This is a genomic window from Burkholderia sp. BDU5, from assembly GCF_001522845.1.
GTDB classification, from domain to species: Bacteria; Pseudomonadota; Gammaproteobacteria; order Burkholderiales; family Burkholderiaceae; genus Burkholderia; species Burkholderia mayonis.
Window position 1 is genome coordinate 1 of the sequence record NZ_LOWC01000029.1, and the last position, 18,265, is coordinate 18,265.

Sequence of the window (18,265 nt, forward strand, 5' to 3'; positions counted from 1 at the left end):
ACGCCGGCTTGCCGCCCCCGCCAACATGCGGACATTTCATTTGCTACAAAACCGGACATTTCTATTTGTCCGCGACAGTTCACAACGGTGACGATTACCTATGAGCACAAGCGATCCACCCAACGTGTCCGATCTTCGACAAGGGCGCTTCGTTGCGCGATCACGCTGTCCCGACGAAATAGAGCAGTGCTCATGGACCGTTCACACCAAGTGCGTCGAGCGCCGTCGCTTCGCGACCGCCGGTTCAGCGAGATTTCGATTCTCCACTCCAGATGCACTCACGTCTGGGCGTTCGCCCGTACCGTGTAAGCGATTCATAACCACATCGCTTGCGTAGGTCACCGCCTGCTGCTCTCCGATCTGCCTCGGAGCAGGCGGTTTTGCGATCGTCGGTCTCGACGATCGCCTTTTTATTCCTATCGTGCGGACCGGAGCCGTCCGCCCGGAATTGCTCGGCCAGTGCGTCTCGCGACGAGTGCGCATGCCGGGACGACTGCCTATTGGAGATTGACCGTGGCAACCTATGAAGAACTGAAGGTGAAACTCGATGCACTCAATAAGGAAGCCGAAGCAGCCAGGCAGCGAGAGATTTCAACGGTCCTGTCGGATATTCGAGAGGCAGTGTTGAGATATGAGATCCGACCTGAGCAGATTTTCCCGACGTGGACGAGATTGCGTTCGCCCGAAAGGAGACGTGGCCCGCTCCCCCCAAAATATCGAAACCCGATGACGGGACAGACGTGGAGCGGCCGAGGCCGAGTGCCGAAATGGCTTGCCGGTCCGTCGCGCGATGATTTCCTCGTCGATCGGCCGACGCCGTAAGCCACTGGGCCTCGGCGCGAATTTCGGGCCGCAGAAATGGCTGCGCAAATTCGGACAGCCGGATAAGTGGAACGCCCGGGGCCTGAGCCAGCGATAATGCGGGTGAGGGAACCCAGAGGATGACGAAGAGAAACCGGCGGACGCATTCGGCGGCGTTCAAAGCAAAAGTTGTACTGGCAACGATCAAATGTGAGCGGACACTGGCCGAATTGGCGCAGCAGTTCGATGTACATCCGAACCAGATCACAGAATGGAAACGGCAGCTGCAAGAGTGGGCGGCGGACGTGTTCGGTGCAGCCGGCACGTCCGCGAATGAGCCGCCGGTAGATCTGAAGGCGTTGCACGCGAAAATCGGGGCAGTAGTCGCTGGAGAAAGTTTTTTTAGAAGGTGCGCTCACCAAGGCGGGATTGCTGAGCGCAAAGCGATGATCGGCCATACGCGTGCGCTGCCTGTTTCGCAGCAGGCCCGGCTCGTCGGCATCGCGAGATCGAGCGTATATTGCCGGCCGCGGCCGGTGAGCGAGGCGGATCAGTTGTTGATGCGGCGGATCGACGAGCCGCACATGGAGTCCGTTTGCCGGCGCGCGGACGCCGGTGCGTCTCTTGCGCCGCGAGCGCCATGAGGTCGGCAGTCGGCGCGTGCGCATGCTGATGAAGCGCGCGGGCGTGGAAGCGCTGTGCTGCAGGCCGGACACGCGCCATCGCAATGCAGAGCACAAGATCTGGTCGTACCTGCTGCGCGGTATGAAGATCGACCGAACCAATCAGGCGTGGGCACCGGACAAAACTTACATTCCGATAAGCTGTACAACCGGAAACGGTCCCATTCGAGCCCGGCGGATCAGACGCCGGATGACGCATACTTCAGGACGCTGCCTGCGATCAAATCGGCGGCATGATTGCCTCGGACGTTTCACTTAAAAATCTCAGAAAACTACCCGAGCGAGCGACGCTACATTTTGATGAGTGTGCACTTCGTCAAAATCTTTTGTGGATCCGCATTGAGAATGCCATTAATACGCCACGTCGACGGGATGATTTGCATGCCAGCTGGTCGCCGATTGGTATGCAATGGACGCGTTCACCAATGCCGCTTCAGTAAAGGGCGCGCCGATCAACTGGAAAACAAGAGGCATATTGTTAGCGGAGATTCCACACGGCAAGACCACCGACGGCACGCTCGCCATATTGAACGGGCACGTGAAACGGTGGATGTCGGCAATAAGCTCGTCGTCGATTTTCGACATGCGCTCAATCGTGGGCACACCGGCGGGCAATACGGGCAGCGCCACGACATCGACTCGATCAAACAGCGCGAGCAGCCTTCTACGGAACCCCCGACGGCGCAGCAACAGTCGCTGGTACTGGGTGCCCGACAGCGCGCGCCCTTGCTCGATCAGTGCGGCGAGACTCGGACCGTATTCATTGCTGCGGGATGGGTAGGTTACTTCATGCGCGACCGCCGTTTGCACCGCGCAAACCGGAAACCAGTCCCAGATCATCTCCTCGACGCTTGGCAGGGCAATCTCGACGATCGTGGCGCCAAGGTCGGAGAGTGTCGCAATGGCATCGGATATGGCCGCAGACGTCGCATTGTCAAGGCGCGCGCCGAGCCACGTCGTGTCAACGCCGAGTCGAACGCCTTCGATGTGGCGGCAAGGTTCGACGGGGAATTGAGGCACGGGCCGGGTCGACGTAGTGGGATCGGCAGGGTCCGTGCCGGCGACGGTCTGAAGGACGGCCGCAGCATCGGCGGCCGAGCGTGCGATCACGCCGACGTGGTCAAGCGTCGAGGCCAGCTCGAATGTTCGATGGCGGGATACGCGGCCCCATGTCGGCTTGATGCCCGTGACGCCGTTGGCCGCGGCGGGCAGGCGGATCGAGCCGCCAGTTTCGGACGCGAGCGACGCGTAACAAAGGCCGGCAGATACGGCAACCGCGCTGCCACTCGACGATGCCCCCGGCCAATGGCCCGCATGCCAGGGGTTGCGTGGCGTCGGAAAAGGCGGCCGATGCTCGGCATAAGCGCCTTCCGTCATAGCCAGCTTGCCAAGAATCACAGCGCCCGCCTCGCGCAGACGCCGGATGACTGTGGCGTCTTCTGTTGCGACGGCATCGGCGTGAATACGCATGCCGGCCGTTGTTGGAACGCCTTTCATGTCGAAGATGTCTTTCACGGCGATGGGCACGCCATGCAACGGTCCGCGATTGATTCCCCGCGCGATTTCCTGGTCGGCGCGGTCAGCCTCGGTGAGCGCCGAAGCTGACGTCACCTGGATGTATGCGTGCAGGAATGGGTCGAGCGCGTCGATACGCGAGAGCATGGTCCGCGTAAGCTCAGTCGCGGAAAGTAGTCGGCTCTTCAGCATCGACGAGATCTCGGTCAGGCCTAAGTGTGCGATTTCCATGATGATATTAATTCTATTTATACAGGGGGATTTATAAATTACATTGAGGAGGATGAGTTGGCGGGTCGCTCGATTCATTTGGCGCGATCTTGGGTTGCAAATCGGATCGACGAATACTCTCAAGCATGCTACCGCATTTCTTAAGCATTCGTGTTGAAGTTGCTCGTCTTTCGCAGGTGCTTATTTGGGTTGAAAAATTCTGCGGATATGATGCCGGCTATTGGATATCTATCACTATTCCGTGTGAGATTTAACAATCATGATCGAACGGATCGATACTATTGGAAAGGTTAAATGTGAGCATGCGATATATTGGCAGGATGTTATTCGCCGAATATATTGCCGATCAGAATCAATCATACAACCAGACGCGTCGAGAGATTTTCAGGCATCGTTGATTCAACAAGTTTTTGGTCAAGTCGGCGTAGGCTTGCCGTGTCGACCCGTTCGTCTCCCATCGCCGCCGCCGGCAGCCGGCGCCGAAAACACCGCCAACCGAGTCTCGATCCATTTGAGCAATTCGAGCGGACCGGGCGCGAGCGGCCGTCCCGACTTGACGAGCACTCTCGCATGCGTCTCCTCGAATAGCGGATGCGCGATCGGCACCGTCGTCAGCTCGCCGTTCGCGATCTCCCGATAGGCGGCGAATTCGCCGATCAGCGTGATGAAGTTCTCCGCGGTGACGATGCGCTTCAAGGCCGTCAGCGAATTCGTCGTCAACGTCGGCCGGATCGCGACGTTCTCGGCCAGCTCCAGCATCTTCACCACGTGACCGATGCCGAACGTCGGCGGCATCAGCGCGAGCGGGTACGCGCGAAGATCGTCGATGGTCGCCGGCCGCTTGCGCCGCGCGAGCGGGTGATCGCGCCGCAGCAACAGCACGACCGGCTGCGGCGAGCTCGCGCGATACGCGATCTGCGGATGGGGCGGCGGATTGTACGCGAGCCCGATGTGTGCGCGGCTATGCGCGACCTCTTCGAGAATCGAATCGACCGCCAGCATGTCCACGCCGATCGCGAGCTTCGGGTATGTCGCGCAGAACGGCGCCAGCACGTCGTCGACGAGCGTGTCGACGAAGCCTTCGCTGACGACGATCCGGACGTGCCCCTGCTGAAGGTCCTTCAGCGCGTGAAGCTGGTCTTCGAGCTTTTCCTGTTGCGACCGGTAGCCCCGCCAGAACTCGAGCAGATGCGCGGCGGCCTCCGTCGGCCGCACGCCGCGCGCCTGCCGCTCGAACAGCGCGGTGCCGAGCTCTTCCTCGAGCAGCCTGATCTGCCGCGTGATGACGGACGGCGACGTGTTGATGTGCTCCGCTGCGCCGCGAATGGCGCCGTGCGTCAGCACTCCATGAAAGTACCGGAGACGCTGATGGTCGATGTCTCGCATCGGGGGCTCCCGTGTCGATCTGTCGTGGCTCACGAGTCAACGATATGTGAACTGAGTTGCTCTTGCCAGTGGCGCCACGCGCTGCCAACATGAACGCCATGCAGCGATCGTCCGACGAAGGCAAGCACGAGATGCCGTCTTCCATACGGAAAAGCGAAATGAACATTCTGATTGCAGGCTTCCAGCACGAGACCAATACGTTCGCGCCGACGCGGGCGTCGTATCAGAGCTTCGTTCGCGGCGAAGGCTTTCCGCCGCTGGCGCGCGGCGCGGACGTGCTGTCGCTGCGCGACGTCAACGTTCCGGTCGGCGGCTTCATCCGGGCCGCTCAGGCGAGCGGACACGTGCTGCTGCCCGCGATCTGGGCGGGCGCGTGCCCGTCCGCGCACGTCACGGCCGACGCGTTCGAGCGGATTGGCGGCGAGATCGTCGCCGCGGTCGAGGCGGGCGGGTTCGACGCGATCTATCTCGACCTGCACGGCGCGATGGTCACCGAGCAGCACGACGACGGCGAAGGCGAGATCCTCGCGCGCGTGCGGCGGATCGTCGGCGGCCGGATGCCGATCGTCGCGTCGCTCGATCTGCACGCGAACGTCACCGCGCGGATGGCCGCGCACGCGAGCGCGCTCGTCGCGTATCGCACCTATCCTCACGTCGACATGGCGGCAACCGGCGAGCGCGCCGCGCAGGTGCTTGAGCGAATCGTGTCCGAGCGCCGGCCGCTGCATTGCGCGATGCGCCGGCTGCCGTTCCTGATCCCGATCAACGCCATGTGCACGCACGCGGAGCCTGCATGCGGCGCGTATCGATTGCTCGCGCAACTCGAAAAGGATGGCGTCGTATCGATGTCGTTCGCTCCGGGCTTTCCGGCAGCCGATTTTCCGGAATGCGGGCCCACGGTGTGGGCGCACGCGTTCGACGGCGATGCGGCCGAGCGCGCGGTCGACGCGCTGTGTGCGAAACTCGTCGACGACGAAGCGCGCTGGAGCGTGCCGTTCCTGATGACCGACGCCGCAGCAGCCGAAGCGATTCGCCTGAGCCGCGGCGCGACGAAGCCCATCGTCATCGCCGACACGCAGGACAACCCCGGCGCGGGTGGCGACGCCGACACGATGGGCATGGTGCGGGCGCTGCTTCGCCACGCGGCGACGGACGCGGCGGTGGGCGTGATCTGGGATCCCGACGCCGCGGCCGCCGCGCACCGCGCGGGCGTCGGCGCGCGCATCCGCCTGCGCCTCGGCGGCCGCTCTGGCGTGCGCGACGATGCGCCGCTCGCGGCCGATTTCGAGGTCGAGCATCTGTCCGACGGGTGTTTTCGTTTCGACGGCCCGATGTTCAACGGCGCGCGCGGCGATCTCGGTGCGGTGGCCTGCCTGCGCATCGACGGCGTCAGGATCGCGGTGAGCACGAACAAGATGCAGACCTTCGAGCGCAACCAGTTCCGTGTCGCGGGCATCGAGCCCGAGCGGATGCGGATCGTCGTGAACAAGAGCTCGGTTCATTTTCGTGCGGACTTCGAAGCGATCGCCGAGGCGATCCTCGTCGCGAAAGCACCGGGGCCGATGGCCGCCGATCCCGCAGACCTCGCGTGGACGCGCCTCGATCCGAACATTCGCCTCCGGCCGAACGGGCAGACCTTCGCGGCGTTTCGCGCGGCGATGCGTTAGTTCGTTTCTGCTTCCATTCGATTGCACGTCACCGGCGCGCGCGACGTTCGCCTGTCGGCCCGGTTCGCGCCTGCCGTTCCGCGAATGCGGGCGCGGCCCGCGTGTCCGGTGACGCCGATGGTTCGCAGTCCGTCGATTCGATGCATTGCTTCGTTCCGGGAGACCGGGCGATGCCGCGCAATGCCGATCGATCGCCTGTTTACGCGGCGCGCCATGCGCCGCGCATTTTGCCGCCGCGTGCGATTCGGCATGTTCCGGCAACCTTGAAGGAGGACTGATCATGTCCAATGCGATAAACGTCCGGCGCCGTCGGCTGATGGGAACCGCGCTCGCGGGCGTCAGCGTGATGAACCTCGGTCTCGACGGGCTCGCCCGCGCGCAGTCCGCGCTGCGATCGACGGGCGCGAACGGCGCAATGGGCGTTTCAAGCGCCCCGAACACCCCGAGCGCCGCGACGTTCGACACGATCGATCAGATCCGCCGGCCCGCTCAACGTCGGCTACGCGCAAGCCGGGCCGAAGGACGGTCCGGTCGTTATCCTGCTGCACGGATGGCCGTACGACATTCACAGCTTCGTCGATGTGGCGCCGTTCCTCGCATCGACCGGCTATCGCGTCGTCGTGCCGTACCTGCCGGTTACGGCTCGACGCGCTTCCTGTCGGACGGCACGCCGCGCAACGGCCAGCAGGCGGTCATCGCCGCCGCCGTCGTCGCGCTGATGGATGCGCTGAAGATCGATCAGGCCGTGCTCGGCGGCTTCGACTGGGGCGCGCACGGCGGCCATCGTCGCGGCGTTGCGGCCGCAGCGATGCAAGGCGCTCGTATCGGTGAGCGGCTATCTGATCGGCAGCCAGGAGGCGAACCGCAAGCCGTTGCCGCCGAAAGCCGAGCTTGCATGGTGGTATCAGTTTTACTTCACGACCGAGCGTGGCGCGGCCGGGTATGCAGCGAACCGCGACGATTTCAACCGGCTGATCTGGCGGCTCGCGTCGTCGAAGTGGCAATTCGACGACGCGACGTACGAACGCTTCGCGCAGTCGTTTCGAAATCCGGATCACGTGGCGGTCGTCATCCGCAATTACCGATGGCGTCTGGGGCTCGCGCAGGGCGCGCGTCGATACGACGCGCTCGAGAAGCGTCTCGCGGCCGCGCCGGCGATCTCGGTGCCGACGATCACGCTCGAAGCCGACGCCAATGGCGCGCCGCACCCTGAGCCCGCCGCTTACGCGAAGAAGTTCACCGGCAAGTATCTGCATCGCGACGTCGCGGGCGGCATTGGACCCGCTTCGCCTGCCATCAGGCCCGGGTGAAGGACCGCGATTTCATCTTCACGCGGTTCGCGTCGTAGCGCGTCCGTGCGCGGGCGGTTTTCTTTGTCGCCGTTCGGCTTTATATTCTGATGAATCGAACGGCGCTCGCCCCCTCGCAAACCCGTACGCAATGCTACGTAGCCGCCGTACGTAGTCATGCGCTTGTTAGGTTTGTTCCGAAGGCGAACAATATGGCCCCATCGCTACGTCCCGACGGAGCGTGACGCTTGCCGTCGTTGCGCGCGGCCGCCCGCCGCGCATATTTCGAAAAATAGACAGGAGACGCCATGAATCGGGCTTCCAGTTATCTGCTCTGGATTGCAGTCGCGCTGCTCGGCGCGTTCGCGTTCGGCACGATCGCGCTTGCGCACGGCGAGCGGGTCAGCGCGCTGTGGATCGTGATCGCCGCCGTTTGCGTGTATTTGATCGCGTACCGTTTCTACAGCCGTTTCATCGCGAGCAAGGTCGTCCAGCTCGATGGCCTGCGGATGACGCCCGCCGTCAAGTTCAACGACGGCCTCGACTACGTGCCGACCAACAAGTATGTGCTGTTCGGCCATCACTTCGCCGCGATCGCCGGCGCCGGGCCGCTCGTCGGCCCCGTGCTCGCCGCGCAGATGGGCTACACGCCGGGGATGCTGTGGATTCTCGCGGGCGTCGTGTTCGCAGGCGCGGTGCAGGATTTCATCGTGCTGTTCATCTCGACGCGCCGCGACGGCCGTTCGCTCGGCGATCTCGTCAAGATGGAGCTCGGCACGGTGCCCGGCGTGATCGCGCTGTTCGGTGCGTTCCTGATCATGGTGATCATCCTCGCGGTGCTCGCGCTGATCGTCGTGAAGGCGCTGACGAACTCGCCGTGGGGCACGTTCACCGTCGCCGCGACGATTCCGATCGCGCTCTTCATGGGCGTCTACACGCGCTACATCCGGCCCGGCCGGATCGGCGAAGTGTCGATCATCGGCTTCGTACTGCTGATGGCGTCGATCGCGTACGGCCAGCACGTGCACGATTCGCCGGCGCTCGCCGCGTGGTTCACGTTCAGCGGCACGGAGCTCACGTGGATTCTGATCGGCTACGGCTTCGTCGCATCGGTGTTGCCGGTGTGGCTGCTGCTCGCGCCGCGCGATTACCTGTCGACGTTCCTGAAGATCGGCACGATCGTCGGTCTTGCGATCGGCATCCTGATCGTCGCGCCCGAGCTGAAAATGCCGGCGCTGACGAGGTTCGTCGACGGCACGGGCCCGGTGTGGTCGGGCAATCTGTTCCCGTTCCTGTTCATCACGATCGCGTGCGGCGCGGTGTCGGGCTTCCATTCGCTGATCGCGTCGGGCACGACGCCGAAGCTGCTCGACAACGAAACCAACGCGCGCTTCATCGGTTACGGCGCGATGCTGATGGAATCGTTCGTCGCGATCATGGCGCTCGTCGCCGCGTGCGTAATCGAGCCGGGCGTCTACTTCGCGATGAACGCGCCCGCGGCCGTGCTCGGCGCGACGCCGGAGGCGGTCGCGCAGACCGTCACGCAATGGGGCTTCATGCTGACGCCCGACATGCTGACCGAAACCGCGAAGGCGGTCGGCGAGACGACGATCATTGCACGCGCTGGCGGCGCGCCGACGCTCGCGGTCGGCATGGCGCAGATCCTGCATCAGGTGATCGGCGGCCAGGCGATGATGGCGTTCTGGTATCACTTCGCGATCCTGTTCGAAGCGCTCTTCATCCTGACCGCGGTCGACGCGGGCACGCGCGCGGGCCGCTTCATGCTGCAGGATCTGCTCGGCACGTTCCATCCGGCGTTGAAGCGCACCGAATCGCTGCCCGCGAACCTGATCGCGACGGCGCTCTGCGTCGCCGCGTGGGGCTACTTCCTGTATCAGGGCGTGGTCGACCCGCTCGGCGGCATCAACACGCTGTGGCCGCTGTTTGGCATCTCGAACCAGATGCTCGCCGCGATCGCGCTCGTGCTCGGCACGGTCGTGCTGTTCAAGATGAAGCGCGAACGCTATGCGTGGGTGACGATCGCGCCGACCGCGTGGCTGCTGATCTGCACGCTGACGGCCGGCTGGCAGAAGGTGTTCGACACGAATCCGAAGGTCGGCTTCCTCGCGCACGCGGCGAAGCTGCAGGCGGCCGCGGCCGAAGGCAAGGTGCTCGCGCCCGCGAAGTCGCTCGCGCAGATGCAGCGGATCATCTTCAACGACTACGTCGACGCGGCGCTCGCGGGGCTCTTCATACTCGTCGTCGTGAGCATCGCGGTGTACGGCGTGATTGCGGTCGTGCGCGCGCGGCGCGTCGAGCATCCGACGTCGCGCGAGACGCCGTATGAGCCGATGCCGGCCGCGCCAGCGCTCGGCAGCGGGCGATAAGGAGGTTGCGATGTTCTCCGATCTCGGCGGCGAATTGCGCACGGCGGGCCGTTATCTGGGGCAGGCGTTGCGGCTGATGGTCGGCCTGCCCGATTACGACGGCTACGTCGCGCACATGCGCGCGACGCATCCCGATCGTCCGGTGATGTCGTACGAGGCGTTTTTCCGCGAACGGCAGAACGCGCGGTACGGTTCGGGGGCGGGGAAGTGCTGCTGACGGCATAGCTCGCGGGCGGTAGTGCTTTCGCGATTTCCCCGATAAAGGAAAAGCGTCATGGCGTAGGCCGTGGCGCTTTTTTGCGGTTTTGCTTTGCGGAACCGAATCGATCGAGACGCACGGCTGCGGCCGCTCAGCGGCGTTTCGGCGGATCGCCGTAAAAATGCTCGATCAATTCCTGCATCAAATAACGCTGATGCGGCGACAGCGCCTCGATTTTCGACGCGAGTTCGATCGTTTCCGGCGTCGGCGCGTATTTCTCGTTGCGCCGCAGCGGTTCCGACGTCTTGCTGCCGGGCGCGCCGGGCGGCGGGCCGTAATGGAGCCAATGCAGGTCGACGCGCAGCCAGTCGGCGAGCGTGCGCAACTTGTCCGGCGTCGGGATCGTGCGGCCCGTCAGCCATTTGTGCGCGGTCTGCGGCGAAATCGGCAACGCGCCGCGATGCCGCAGGTTGAAGTGCAGCGCGAGGGCGGTCGCACCGGGGATTTTCTCCGGATTGCGCTTCAAGGCGAATTTGAGGCGTTCTGCGAACGCCGCTTTTTCTTCGAGCGTCGGCATGGCCGCATTGTGCGGCTGCATACCCTCGATGCGGACAACCAAATAAGATATTAATATCTAATATAAGGTAAATTTGGCTTGGCGCTGAAAGGTCGTCCAGGTGTTTTTTTGTCACCAGATTGTTTGTTTGAATGGTGTTTATTCTTTTTTGAGGCGTGTTGTGTTTTCGAGTGTCAGGTTTTAATTAACTCACGCGAGATAATCGATGCGCCGTTTAGGCGTTCGCGCAAACCGGCATCTCGTTTTATACCGCCCCATTTTTCTACGGCATTGCGCGACCGCACCGCGCGTATTGATCGCTGTCGGCGCGGCTTTCGCACGTTCCGACGCGGATTCGGAATCGAATTGCCGATCTTGCCATAGTTGCCAGCCTCGAAGGGGCCACGCAACAATGTGGCGAGTGTTTGTGGCAGCGGATTGCTTGCGTGGCTTCGTTGCCGGGAGGCAGGGCGTTTGCGACGCGTGTACATGCGGCCGCGCGCCGCCGTGGAGTGACCGGTCTGCGGCAAGAACGGCCCGCGCAACGGCGGCTTGATCGTCGCACGCCGACGCGCACCTCGATGCCCGTCCGCCGGACGGCCGCCGAGTCGGCCGATCGCGACGCAACGCATGTCCGGTGCGCGTTCCCGCAACGCGCACGCACGCGCCACTCGCGCAACGCCGCTCAAGTCATCTCGCCGACGCACGCGTCGAACGCCGCGATTAGCCGATCGACGTCGTCCTTCGTCGTTTCCGGGCACACCAGCATCATGTTGTGGAACGGCGTGATCAGCACGCCGCGGTTCAGCAGATACAAATGCACGATGTGCTCGAGTTCGCTGTCGAGCTGCTTCCCGGCGTCCGTGCCATTGCGCGGCGGCGTCGGCGCGAACTGGAATTCGGTGCGCGCGCCGATCCGCGTCACGCACCACGGCAGCCCGCGTCGCGCGATCACGTGTTCGAGGCCGGCCGCGAGCCGCTCGGCGAGATCGAACATGTGCGCGTAGGCGGCGTCCGTCATCACGCCGGCGAGCGTCGCGCGGATCGCGCGCATCGCGAGCATGTTCGCGGTCAGCGTCGTGCCGATCCCGGAGTGGCCAGGCGGCGCGCTCGCCTTCGCATGCTGCGCGCGCTCGGCGAACGACGCGCTGAAGCCGTACACCGCGCACGGCACGCCGCCGCCGATCGGCTTGCCGACGACGAGCAGATCCGGCTCGAGCCCGTGCGCGGCCGCATAGCCGCCGGGGCCGCTGCTGATCGTGTGGGTTTCGTCGATCGCGAGCAGCGTGCCGTAGCGGCGCGTCAGCTCGCGGGCTGCGCGCCAGTAGTCGGGATCGGGCAGCACCATGCCGATGTTCGTCATCGCCGGCTCGGCGAGCACGCACGCGACGTCGCCGTCCTCCAGCGCGGCTTCGAGCGCAGCAAGATCGTTGAATTCGACGACGCGCGTGTACGCGAGCAGATCGTGCGCCTGGCCGAGCAGGCTGTCGCGCTGCACCGGCTTTCCGTCGACGAGATCGACGAATATGTCGTCGACGGTGCCGTGATAGCAGCCGTTGAAGACGACGATGTGCTTGCGGCTCGTCGCCGCACGCGCCCAGCGCAGCACGAAGCGGTTCGCATCGCTCGCGCTCAGCGCGAACTGCCAGTACGGCAGCCGGAAGCGGCGCGCGAGCTCCGCGCCGACCCACGCGGCATCCTCGCCCGGCAGCATCGTCGTGTAGCCGCGCGTCGCCTGCTCGGCGAGCGCGCGCGCGACGGGCTCGGGCGCGTGGCCGAACATCGCGCCCGTGTCGCCGAGGCAGAAGTCGACGTAGCGATGACCGTCGATGTCGGTGAAATGCGCGCCGCGCGCGTGATCGACATGCAGCGGGAATGGCGTCGACCAGTCGCGCATCCAGTGCAGCGGCACGCCGAACAGCAGGTGTTGCGCCGCTTCGGCGGAGCGTGCGCGCGACTTCGGCATCGCCCGTTCGAAGGCGTCGCGTTCGCGTGCGAGGAGCGTGCGGGCGCGCGCCAGGCTGACTCCGTGGCGGATCTCCAAGTTTGGCTCCTAGTGCGGGGGGAAATGGAATCGCGAAACATTGACGAAAGCTTCGCATATTCGTTCGGGTTGGTCGATCCGGGCGGGATGGGGTTGGGCGGGTGCGGGTGGGGTCGGCGAACGCCGACGCGCGTCGCATTTTCGCCGGCTTCGGGCGAATGGCGGCGACAATGACAAGCGCGACGAGAAACGCCAATGCCGGGCGGACGGATGCCGGATGCGTCAGTGCGGCGTCGACGCCGGCATGCGTCGGCGGCGTGCAGCCGGCGCGCGCTCGCGCCGTCGACGCCGGCCGAGCGTCGCAACCTCCGCCCGGATCGCCGCCGCGCGCATCACGTCTGTCGTGCGTGCGTCGCGACGCCGGTCGTGTCGCTCATGCGCGTGAGCCGTGCCGCGAGCGCCGTCGCCTCGTCGAGCGTCGCAACGGCCTCGTGCGGAATCCCGAACGCCTTGACGGCAGTCTTCCCCTGGTCGGCGACCGCCGCGCGCCGAGCAGGATCGGGCTCGACGCTGATGAGCGCCTTGCACACCACGCCGAGCTCGGTCTTGTTCTGCTTGAGCCACATCGCGCGGTGCTTGCGGTCATCGTGGCTCTCGCCGGCTTCGAGCGATGCGTACACGACGACGAACGGCGCGCCGTGGCGCATCAGCGCGTCGATTTCCTTCTCCCATTGCAGCGCGTAGCCGGGCGTCGCGGCGCTCGCGCGGAACACGCACATCGGAAACCGGCTGACGTCGTGTACGACGAAATCCTGCGGATCGAGATTCATGGCAATTCTCCCGGGACAGATGAAAAAAGGCGACGAAAACGGCGAGGCGGGAAGCGGCGCGCATCAACTCGCATCAACGCGCGCGCGCCTGCGGCGGGCCGTCGGCTTGCGCGACCGGCGCGTCTTGCCGCCAGCCCGCGCCGAGCGCCTTGTATAGCGCGATCACGCCTTGCACCTGCGCGAGCCGGCTCAACGCGAGCGCGTCGCGAGCGCGGTAGGTCGCGCGCTGCGCGATGAGCACCGACAGGTATTCGTTCAGGCCGTTGCGGTAGAGGCGCGTCGCGCGCGACTGCGCGTCCTGGCTGCTGCCGACCGCCGCAACGAGCGCCGCCTGACGGTCGCGCTCGGCATAGATCACAGTCAGCGCGTCTTCGACCTCGCGGAACGCGGCGCGGACGCGTTGCGCATAAGCGATTCGCGCCGCTTCGGCCGCGGCCCGCGCGGCGCTGACGCCCGCCTTCGCGCGGCCGCCGTCGTAGAGCGTTTGCGTGCCTTCGAGCGCGACGGACCACGCGATGCTCGCGCTCTTGAACAGGTCCTGCATGAGGCTCGCGGTCGTGCCGAGGCTCAACGGAATCGCGAAACGCGGGAATTGCGCGGCGCGCGCGAGGCCGATCTGCGCGGTCGCGGCCGCGAAGCGCCGTTCGGCGGCGCGGACGTCCGGCCGTTCACTGATCATGTCCGACGGCAGCGTGACGGGCAACTGCGGTGCGACGGGCAGCGTCGCGCCGGGCGCGTTCAGCGCGTCGCGCAGCTCGCCGGGAAAGCCGCCCGTCAGCACGCCGATCGCGTGCGTGAGCCGCGCGACGTTCGCCCGCAGCGGCGGCAGCGCGGCCTGCGCGAGCTCGCGCTCGGCGCGCGCCTGCGCGACCTCGAACGACGCGCCGAGACCGCGCCGCTCCGAGCGCTCGGTCAGTCGCCGCGTCGCATCGAGGCTCGCGACGTTGTCGGTCGCGATCTGCAGCCGCGCCTGGCTCGCGCGCAGCTCCGCGTAATCCGACGCGAGCTCGGCGAGCAGGCTCACGAGAATCGCGTGGCGGTCTTCGTCGATCGCCTCGACCTGCGCATCCGCCGATTCGATCGCGCGCCGCGTGCCGCCGAAGATGTCGAGTTCCCACGACGCGTCGAAGCCGAGCCGGTACGTGCGCGATTGCCCGATGCCCGGCGGCCAGTCGAGCGCGCGCGACGAGCGCAGCGCTTCGATGGCGCCGCCCGCGGAGACGGTCGGGCCAAGCCGGCTCGCGATCTGGTCGCGCTCGGCGCGCGCCTGCAGCAGCCGCTGGCGCGCGATCGCGAGATCCTGATTGCCTTCGATCGACTGTGCGATCAGCTTGTCGAGCAGCGGATCGCGGAACGCTCGCCACCAGTCCTGCAATTGCGCGGGATCGGTTTGCACAGCGCCGTCGCCGCGCTCGATCCAGCCGGACGGATGCGACGGCTGCGGCGGCCGGTAGTCGGGGCCGACCGTCGTGCACGCGGTGAGCGCGATCGCGCAGGCGCCGGCTGCGAGCGCGGCGGCGAATCGTGCCGGACGAAAAGGACTGAATCGCATCGCAGCCGCCTACATCAACGTGTGCAGCCAGGACGCGAGCCGGCCGCGCGGCGTCGCGCGGCGACCGGTCTCGCCGATCTCGACGCTGCAGGTCATGCCGGCCGCGAGCAGCACGCCGGCCGGCACGTGATCGAGCTCGATGCGCACCGGAATCCGCTGCGCGAGCCGCACCCAGCTGAACGTCGGATTGACGGTCGGCAGCCCGAGCGCGTCGAGGTTGCCGTTCGCGTCGGCGATGCCGCGGCCGATGCTCGTCACGTGGCCGCTCAGCAGCGGATCGAAGCCCATCAGCTTGATCTGCGCGGGCGCATCCGTGGCGATGCGGCGCAGCTTCGTCTCCTCGAAGTAGCCGGTGATCCAGAAGCTGTGCGCATCGAGCACCGAGATGTCCGGCTTGCCCGCGACCGCGTAATCGCCGTGACGCATGCGTAGATGCGTGACGTAGCCGTCGACCGGCGAGCGCAGTGTTGCGCGTTCGAGGTCGAGCTTCGCGATTTCGCGCGCGGCGAGCGCCTTCCGATACTCGGCCTGTGCGATCGACACCGCGCGGCTCGAACGCTGGATGTCCTCTTTCGGCACGAGATCGTCGAGGCCGGCGCGGCGGCGCGCCTCGTCGTTCTTTTGCCGCATCGCCTCGGCGGTTGCGGCGACCTGCGCGTCGGCCTGCTCGATTGCGAGCGCGAAGCGCCGCGGATCGATCCGGTACAGCACGTCGCCTTTCGACACGCGCTGATTGTCGACGACCGCGACTTCGATCACGGTCCCCGACACTTCCGGCGCGATCCGCACGACATGCGCGCTGACGCGGCCGTCGCGGGTCCAGGGGGCGAGCACGTACGCGCGCCAGAGCGCGGCGACGAGCGCGATCGCGAGGCCGACCGCGACGAGCGTCAACAGGGAACGGGTCAAGGGTTTGAGCGACATGACGCAACTCGGTGAACTAGAGATAAAGAACCAGGGCGGCCGCGAGCACGAGCGAGACGGCGAACTCGAACAGCGCCGGGTGCCACACGCGGCGCAGCAGGCCGGCGCGGGCGAGCGCGGCCCGCACGGCCATGTAGAGCGGCACGGTCACGCATGCGTAGACGAAGAACGGCGGCAGGTAGATGCCGGCCACGGCGAATTCACTGAGCACGGCGAGGCGTCTCCGGAGCGGGGGTGAAATACGCGGCGTGCGTGTGCAGCAGCACGTGCACGTCAGCGAACGCGGCCATCAGCCGCTTCAGCTCGGCGTCGTGGCCGGGATGCGCCGTGACGAGCCGGGCGATCGCGCGTGCGGCGCGGCGTGCGTGCATCGCGGCACGCGCGGGTTCGGCGGCGCGGCGAGCGAGCCGTGCGAGACCGGCGCGCGCGCAGTCGAGCGCGGGCGCGGGCAGATCGCCGCGCGCGACGAAGCGCCGGATGCGCCGCAGTTCCTTGCCGACGTGCAGCGCGGCGAGCCCTTCGACGCTCGCCTGCGTCATTGCGGCCGGCTGGCTCTTCAAGAGCGCGCCGAGCTGCGCGATCCGGTGCTGCTGCCGCTGCTGCCACTCGGACGCCGCAGGACGCTTGTCGACGAGAAGCGCGAGCGCGTCGTCGCGGATCGTGCGGCGCAGCCGCGCGATGTCGGCGGTGAGATTGCGCGGCAGGATGAGCTGGAATGTGAGCAGCGTGATGAACGTTGCGAGCACCCACGCGACCGATTGATTGAGGAACAGGCCGACGTCCGGACGGAACGGATTGGCCGCCGCGTTCAGCGTGTTGAACGCGACGAGATAGGCGAGGCCTGCGAGCGCCGTCTTCGGCACGCTCGTCGCGTAGATGCCGGGCAGCCAGAACAGGGCGAGCGCGACGACGAGGAGCGGAAAACCTTCGATGCGCGGCAGGACGCCGAACGCGCAGACGAACGCGGCAGGCACCGCGACGACCGTGCCCTTGATGAATTCCTTCGCGCCCGCGGCGGGATTGCCGGCCGTCGCGAGCAGCGCGCAATACGGCGCGACGACGAGCAGCATCATGTCGCCCTGATCCCAGCCGGTCGCGATCCAGATCGCGCCGGTGATCACGATCGCGCACATCGAGCGCACGCCGTTCCGCACGGCCGAGCGCACGTCGCGATGAAAGCGCACCGGCGCGGGCTTGCCGTACGGCCGCGGTCTTTGCAATTCGGCGAGGCCGCGCAGCGCGGCGAGATAGTCGTCGATCTGCTCGAGCAGGCGCTCGCCCGCGATCAGCAGCGCGGCTTCGTCGCGCGGATCGGCGAACGCGATCTCGGCGAGCGCGGCCTGAAAGCGCGTGCGCGCATCGCCGAGCAGCGTGACTGCGCGCGCGGTGCCGTCGGGGCCGAGGGCGAGCGCGTCGGCGGCGGCTTGCCACGCCGCTTCGAGCCGCGGCTGCAGGCTCGCGATCGCGCGCGCGCTCGGACTGTCGGCGGGCAGCGGCGGCGTGCCGCCAGCCAGCGCGCCGAACAGCGACGCCATTCCGTGCCGCACGGCCATCGCGCGCTGCGCGAGATCTTCGGATTCGGCCTTGCCGAGCGCGAGCAGATCGTCGATCCCGTAGATGTCGGCAAGCAGTGCGAGCCGTTTGTCGTCGCCGGGCGCGGCCGCGATGCCGCCGCGCTGCACGGCGACCGCGCGCGCGACGGCGGCGGCGAGCCGCGTCACCAGCGCTTCGAGTTTCGCGCTGACGTCGCGCGTGCTGACCAGCATCGACACGAGGCTCAGGCACAGCACGCCGATCACGACCGTCGAGCCGCGGCCGATCACGTGCTCGAAGGTCAGCGCGGGGCGCTGCATCGCGCCGTACGTCGCGAGCCCGATCGTATAGCCGGCGACCACGGTGCCCGACGCGCGGAAGTGCCGCAAGAGCGTCATGCCGGCAACGCACAGACCGAGCCAGAAGCCGAAACCGAGCATGAACAGCAGCGGCTTCTGCGCGAACAGTTCCATCAGCACGAACGCGACGAGCATCCCGGCGATCGTGCCGACGATGCGCCACACGCCCTTGCCGATCACCGCGCCTTGGACCGGATTGATCACGAGCAGTACGGTCGACGCAGCCGAATACGGCGTTTCCAGCTCCAGCCGATACGCGACGCCGAGCGCGAGCGCGGCCGCGACGGTCGAGCGTGCGAGATAGGCGCTGCGCGGCGTGAAGAGGTCGATGCGCGCGAGCAGCGCCGCCGTCGCTCGGCTCATGCGTCC

Annotated in this window: 14 protein-coding genes and 2 pseudogenes; 6 read left to right on the top strand and 10 right to left on the bottom strand. The window is 66.2% G+C overall.

What is annotated here, in order from left to right; genetic code table 11:
- Positions 1-513: 513 nt before the first annotated feature.
- Positions 514-822 carry an H-NS histone family protein gene (locus WS69_RS05420; protein WP_059469901.1) on the top strand — a complete coding sequence of 103 codons (309 nt, stop codon included), beginning with the start codon at positions 514-516 and terminating at the stop codon, positions 820-822.
- Positions 823-941: 119 nt separating this feature from the next.
- Positions 942-1,623: pseudogene (locus WS69_RS32980) on the top strand (transposase); the annotation flags it as partial.
- A 212-nt stretch (positions 1,624-1,835) separates the two neighbouring features.
- Here the strand turns inward: WS69_RS32980 and WS69_RS05430 are convergent.
- Together WS69_RS05430 and WS69_RS05435 are read right to left on the bottom strand one after the other, a co-directional pair.
- A complete protein-coding gene (locus WS69_RS05430; RefSeq protein ID WP_059469779.1) occupies positions 1,836-3,230 on the bottom strand; it encodes an amidase in 1,395 nt (464 codons plus the stop codon).
- Between the two features lie 414 nt (positions 3,231-3,644).
- Entirely contained in the window at positions 3,645-4,616 is a 972-nt protein-coding gene (locus WS69_RS05435) for a LysR family transcriptional regulator (RefSeq protein WP_059469780.1), read from the bottom strand.
- 158 nt (positions 4,617-4,774) lie between these two features.
- Here WS69_RS05435 and WS69_RS05440 point away from each other — a divergent pair, with 158 nt between their 5' ends.
- From WS69_RS05440 to WS69_RS05460, 4 genes and pseudogenes are all read left to right on the top strand, one after another.
- Complete coding sequence (locus WS69_RS05440; RefSeq protein ID WP_059469781.1) at positions 4,775-6,283, top strand: M81 family metallopeptidase; 1,509 nt, start codon at positions 4,775-4,777, stop codon at positions 6,281-6,283.
- 280 nt (positions 6,284-6,563) lie between these two features.
- Positions 6,564-7,593, top strand: a pseudogene (locus WS69_RS05450) (alpha/beta hydrolase).
- A 287-nt stretch (positions 7,594-7,880) separates the two neighbouring features.
- Positions 7,881-9,959: a carbon starvation CstA family protein gene (locus WS69_RS05455; protein WP_059469783.1), complete on the top strand. Its 2,079-nt coding sequence runs from the start codon at positions 7,881-7,883 to the stop codon at positions 9,957-9,959.
- 10 nt (positions 9,960-9,969) lie between these two features.
- Positions 9,970-10,176, top strand: a complete 207-nt coding sequence (locus WS69_RS05460) for a YbdD/YjiX family protein (protein WP_059469902.1) — start codon at positions 9,970-9,972, stop codon at positions 10,174-10,176.
- A 133-nt stretch (positions 10,177-10,309) separates the two neighbouring features.
- On the opposite strand, the gene WS69_RS05465 is transcribed toward WS69_RS05460, so the two are convergent.
- The 8 genes from WS69_RS05465 to WS69_RS05495 all read right to left on the bottom strand — a co-directional run bounded on the left by WS69_RS05465 (position 10,310) and on the right by WS69_RS05495 (position 18,259).
- On the bottom strand, positions 10,310-10,735 hold the full coding sequence (locus tag WS69_RS05465; RefSeq protein ID WP_059469903.1) for a transcriptional regulator: 426 nt from the start codon (positions 10,733-10,735) through the stop codon (positions 10,310-10,312).
- A 173-nt stretch (positions 10,736-10,908) separates the two neighbouring features.
- Positions 10,909-11,403 (bottom strand): hypothetical protein, encoded by a 495-nt coding sequence (locus WS69_RS32985; protein WP_156437953.1) that lies wholly within the window; start codon positions 11,401-11,403, stop codon positions 10,909-10,911.
- Complete coding sequence (locus WS69_RS05470; protein ID WP_059469784.1) at positions 11,400-12,758, bottom strand: aspartate aminotransferase family protein; 1,359 nt, start codon at positions 12,756-12,758, stop codon at positions 11,400-11,402. The genes WS69_RS32985 and WS69_RS05470 overlap by 4 nt, the downstream gene beginning before the upstream one ends.
- Positions 12,759-13,090: 332 nt before the next feature.
- Positions 13,091-13,528 (bottom strand): hypothetical protein, encoded by a 438-nt coding sequence (locus WS69_RS05475; RefSeq protein WP_059469785.1) that lies wholly within the window; start codon positions 13,526-13,528, stop codon positions 13,091-13,093.
- Positions 13,529-13,601: 73 nt separating this feature from the next.
- Positions 13,602-15,080: an efflux transporter outer membrane subunit gene (locus tag WS69_RS05480; protein WP_059469786.1), complete on the bottom strand. Its 1,479-nt coding sequence runs from the start codon at positions 15,078-15,080 to the stop codon at positions 13,602-13,604.
- Positions 15,081-15,089: 9 nt separating this feature from the next.
- Positions 15,090-16,004: a biotin/lipoyl-binding protein gene (locus WS69_RS05485; RefSeq protein WP_059469787.1), complete on the bottom strand. Its 915-nt coding sequence runs from the start codon at positions 16,002-16,004 to the stop codon at positions 15,090-15,092.
- Between the two features lie 16 nt (positions 16,005-16,020).
- Complete coding sequence (locus WS69_RS05490; RefSeq protein WP_059469788.1) at positions 16,021-16,215, bottom strand: DUF1656 domain-containing protein; 195 nt, start codon at positions 16,213-16,215, stop codon at positions 16,021-16,023.
- A complete protein-coding gene (locus WS69_RS05495) occupies positions 16,205-18,259 on the bottom strand; it encodes an FUSC family protein (protein ID WP_231747079.1) in 2,055 nt (684 codons plus the stop codon). Before WS69_RS05495 ends, WS69_RS05490 begins: the two co-directional genes overlap by 11 nt.
- Positions 18,260-18,265 lie beyond the last annotated feature (6 nt).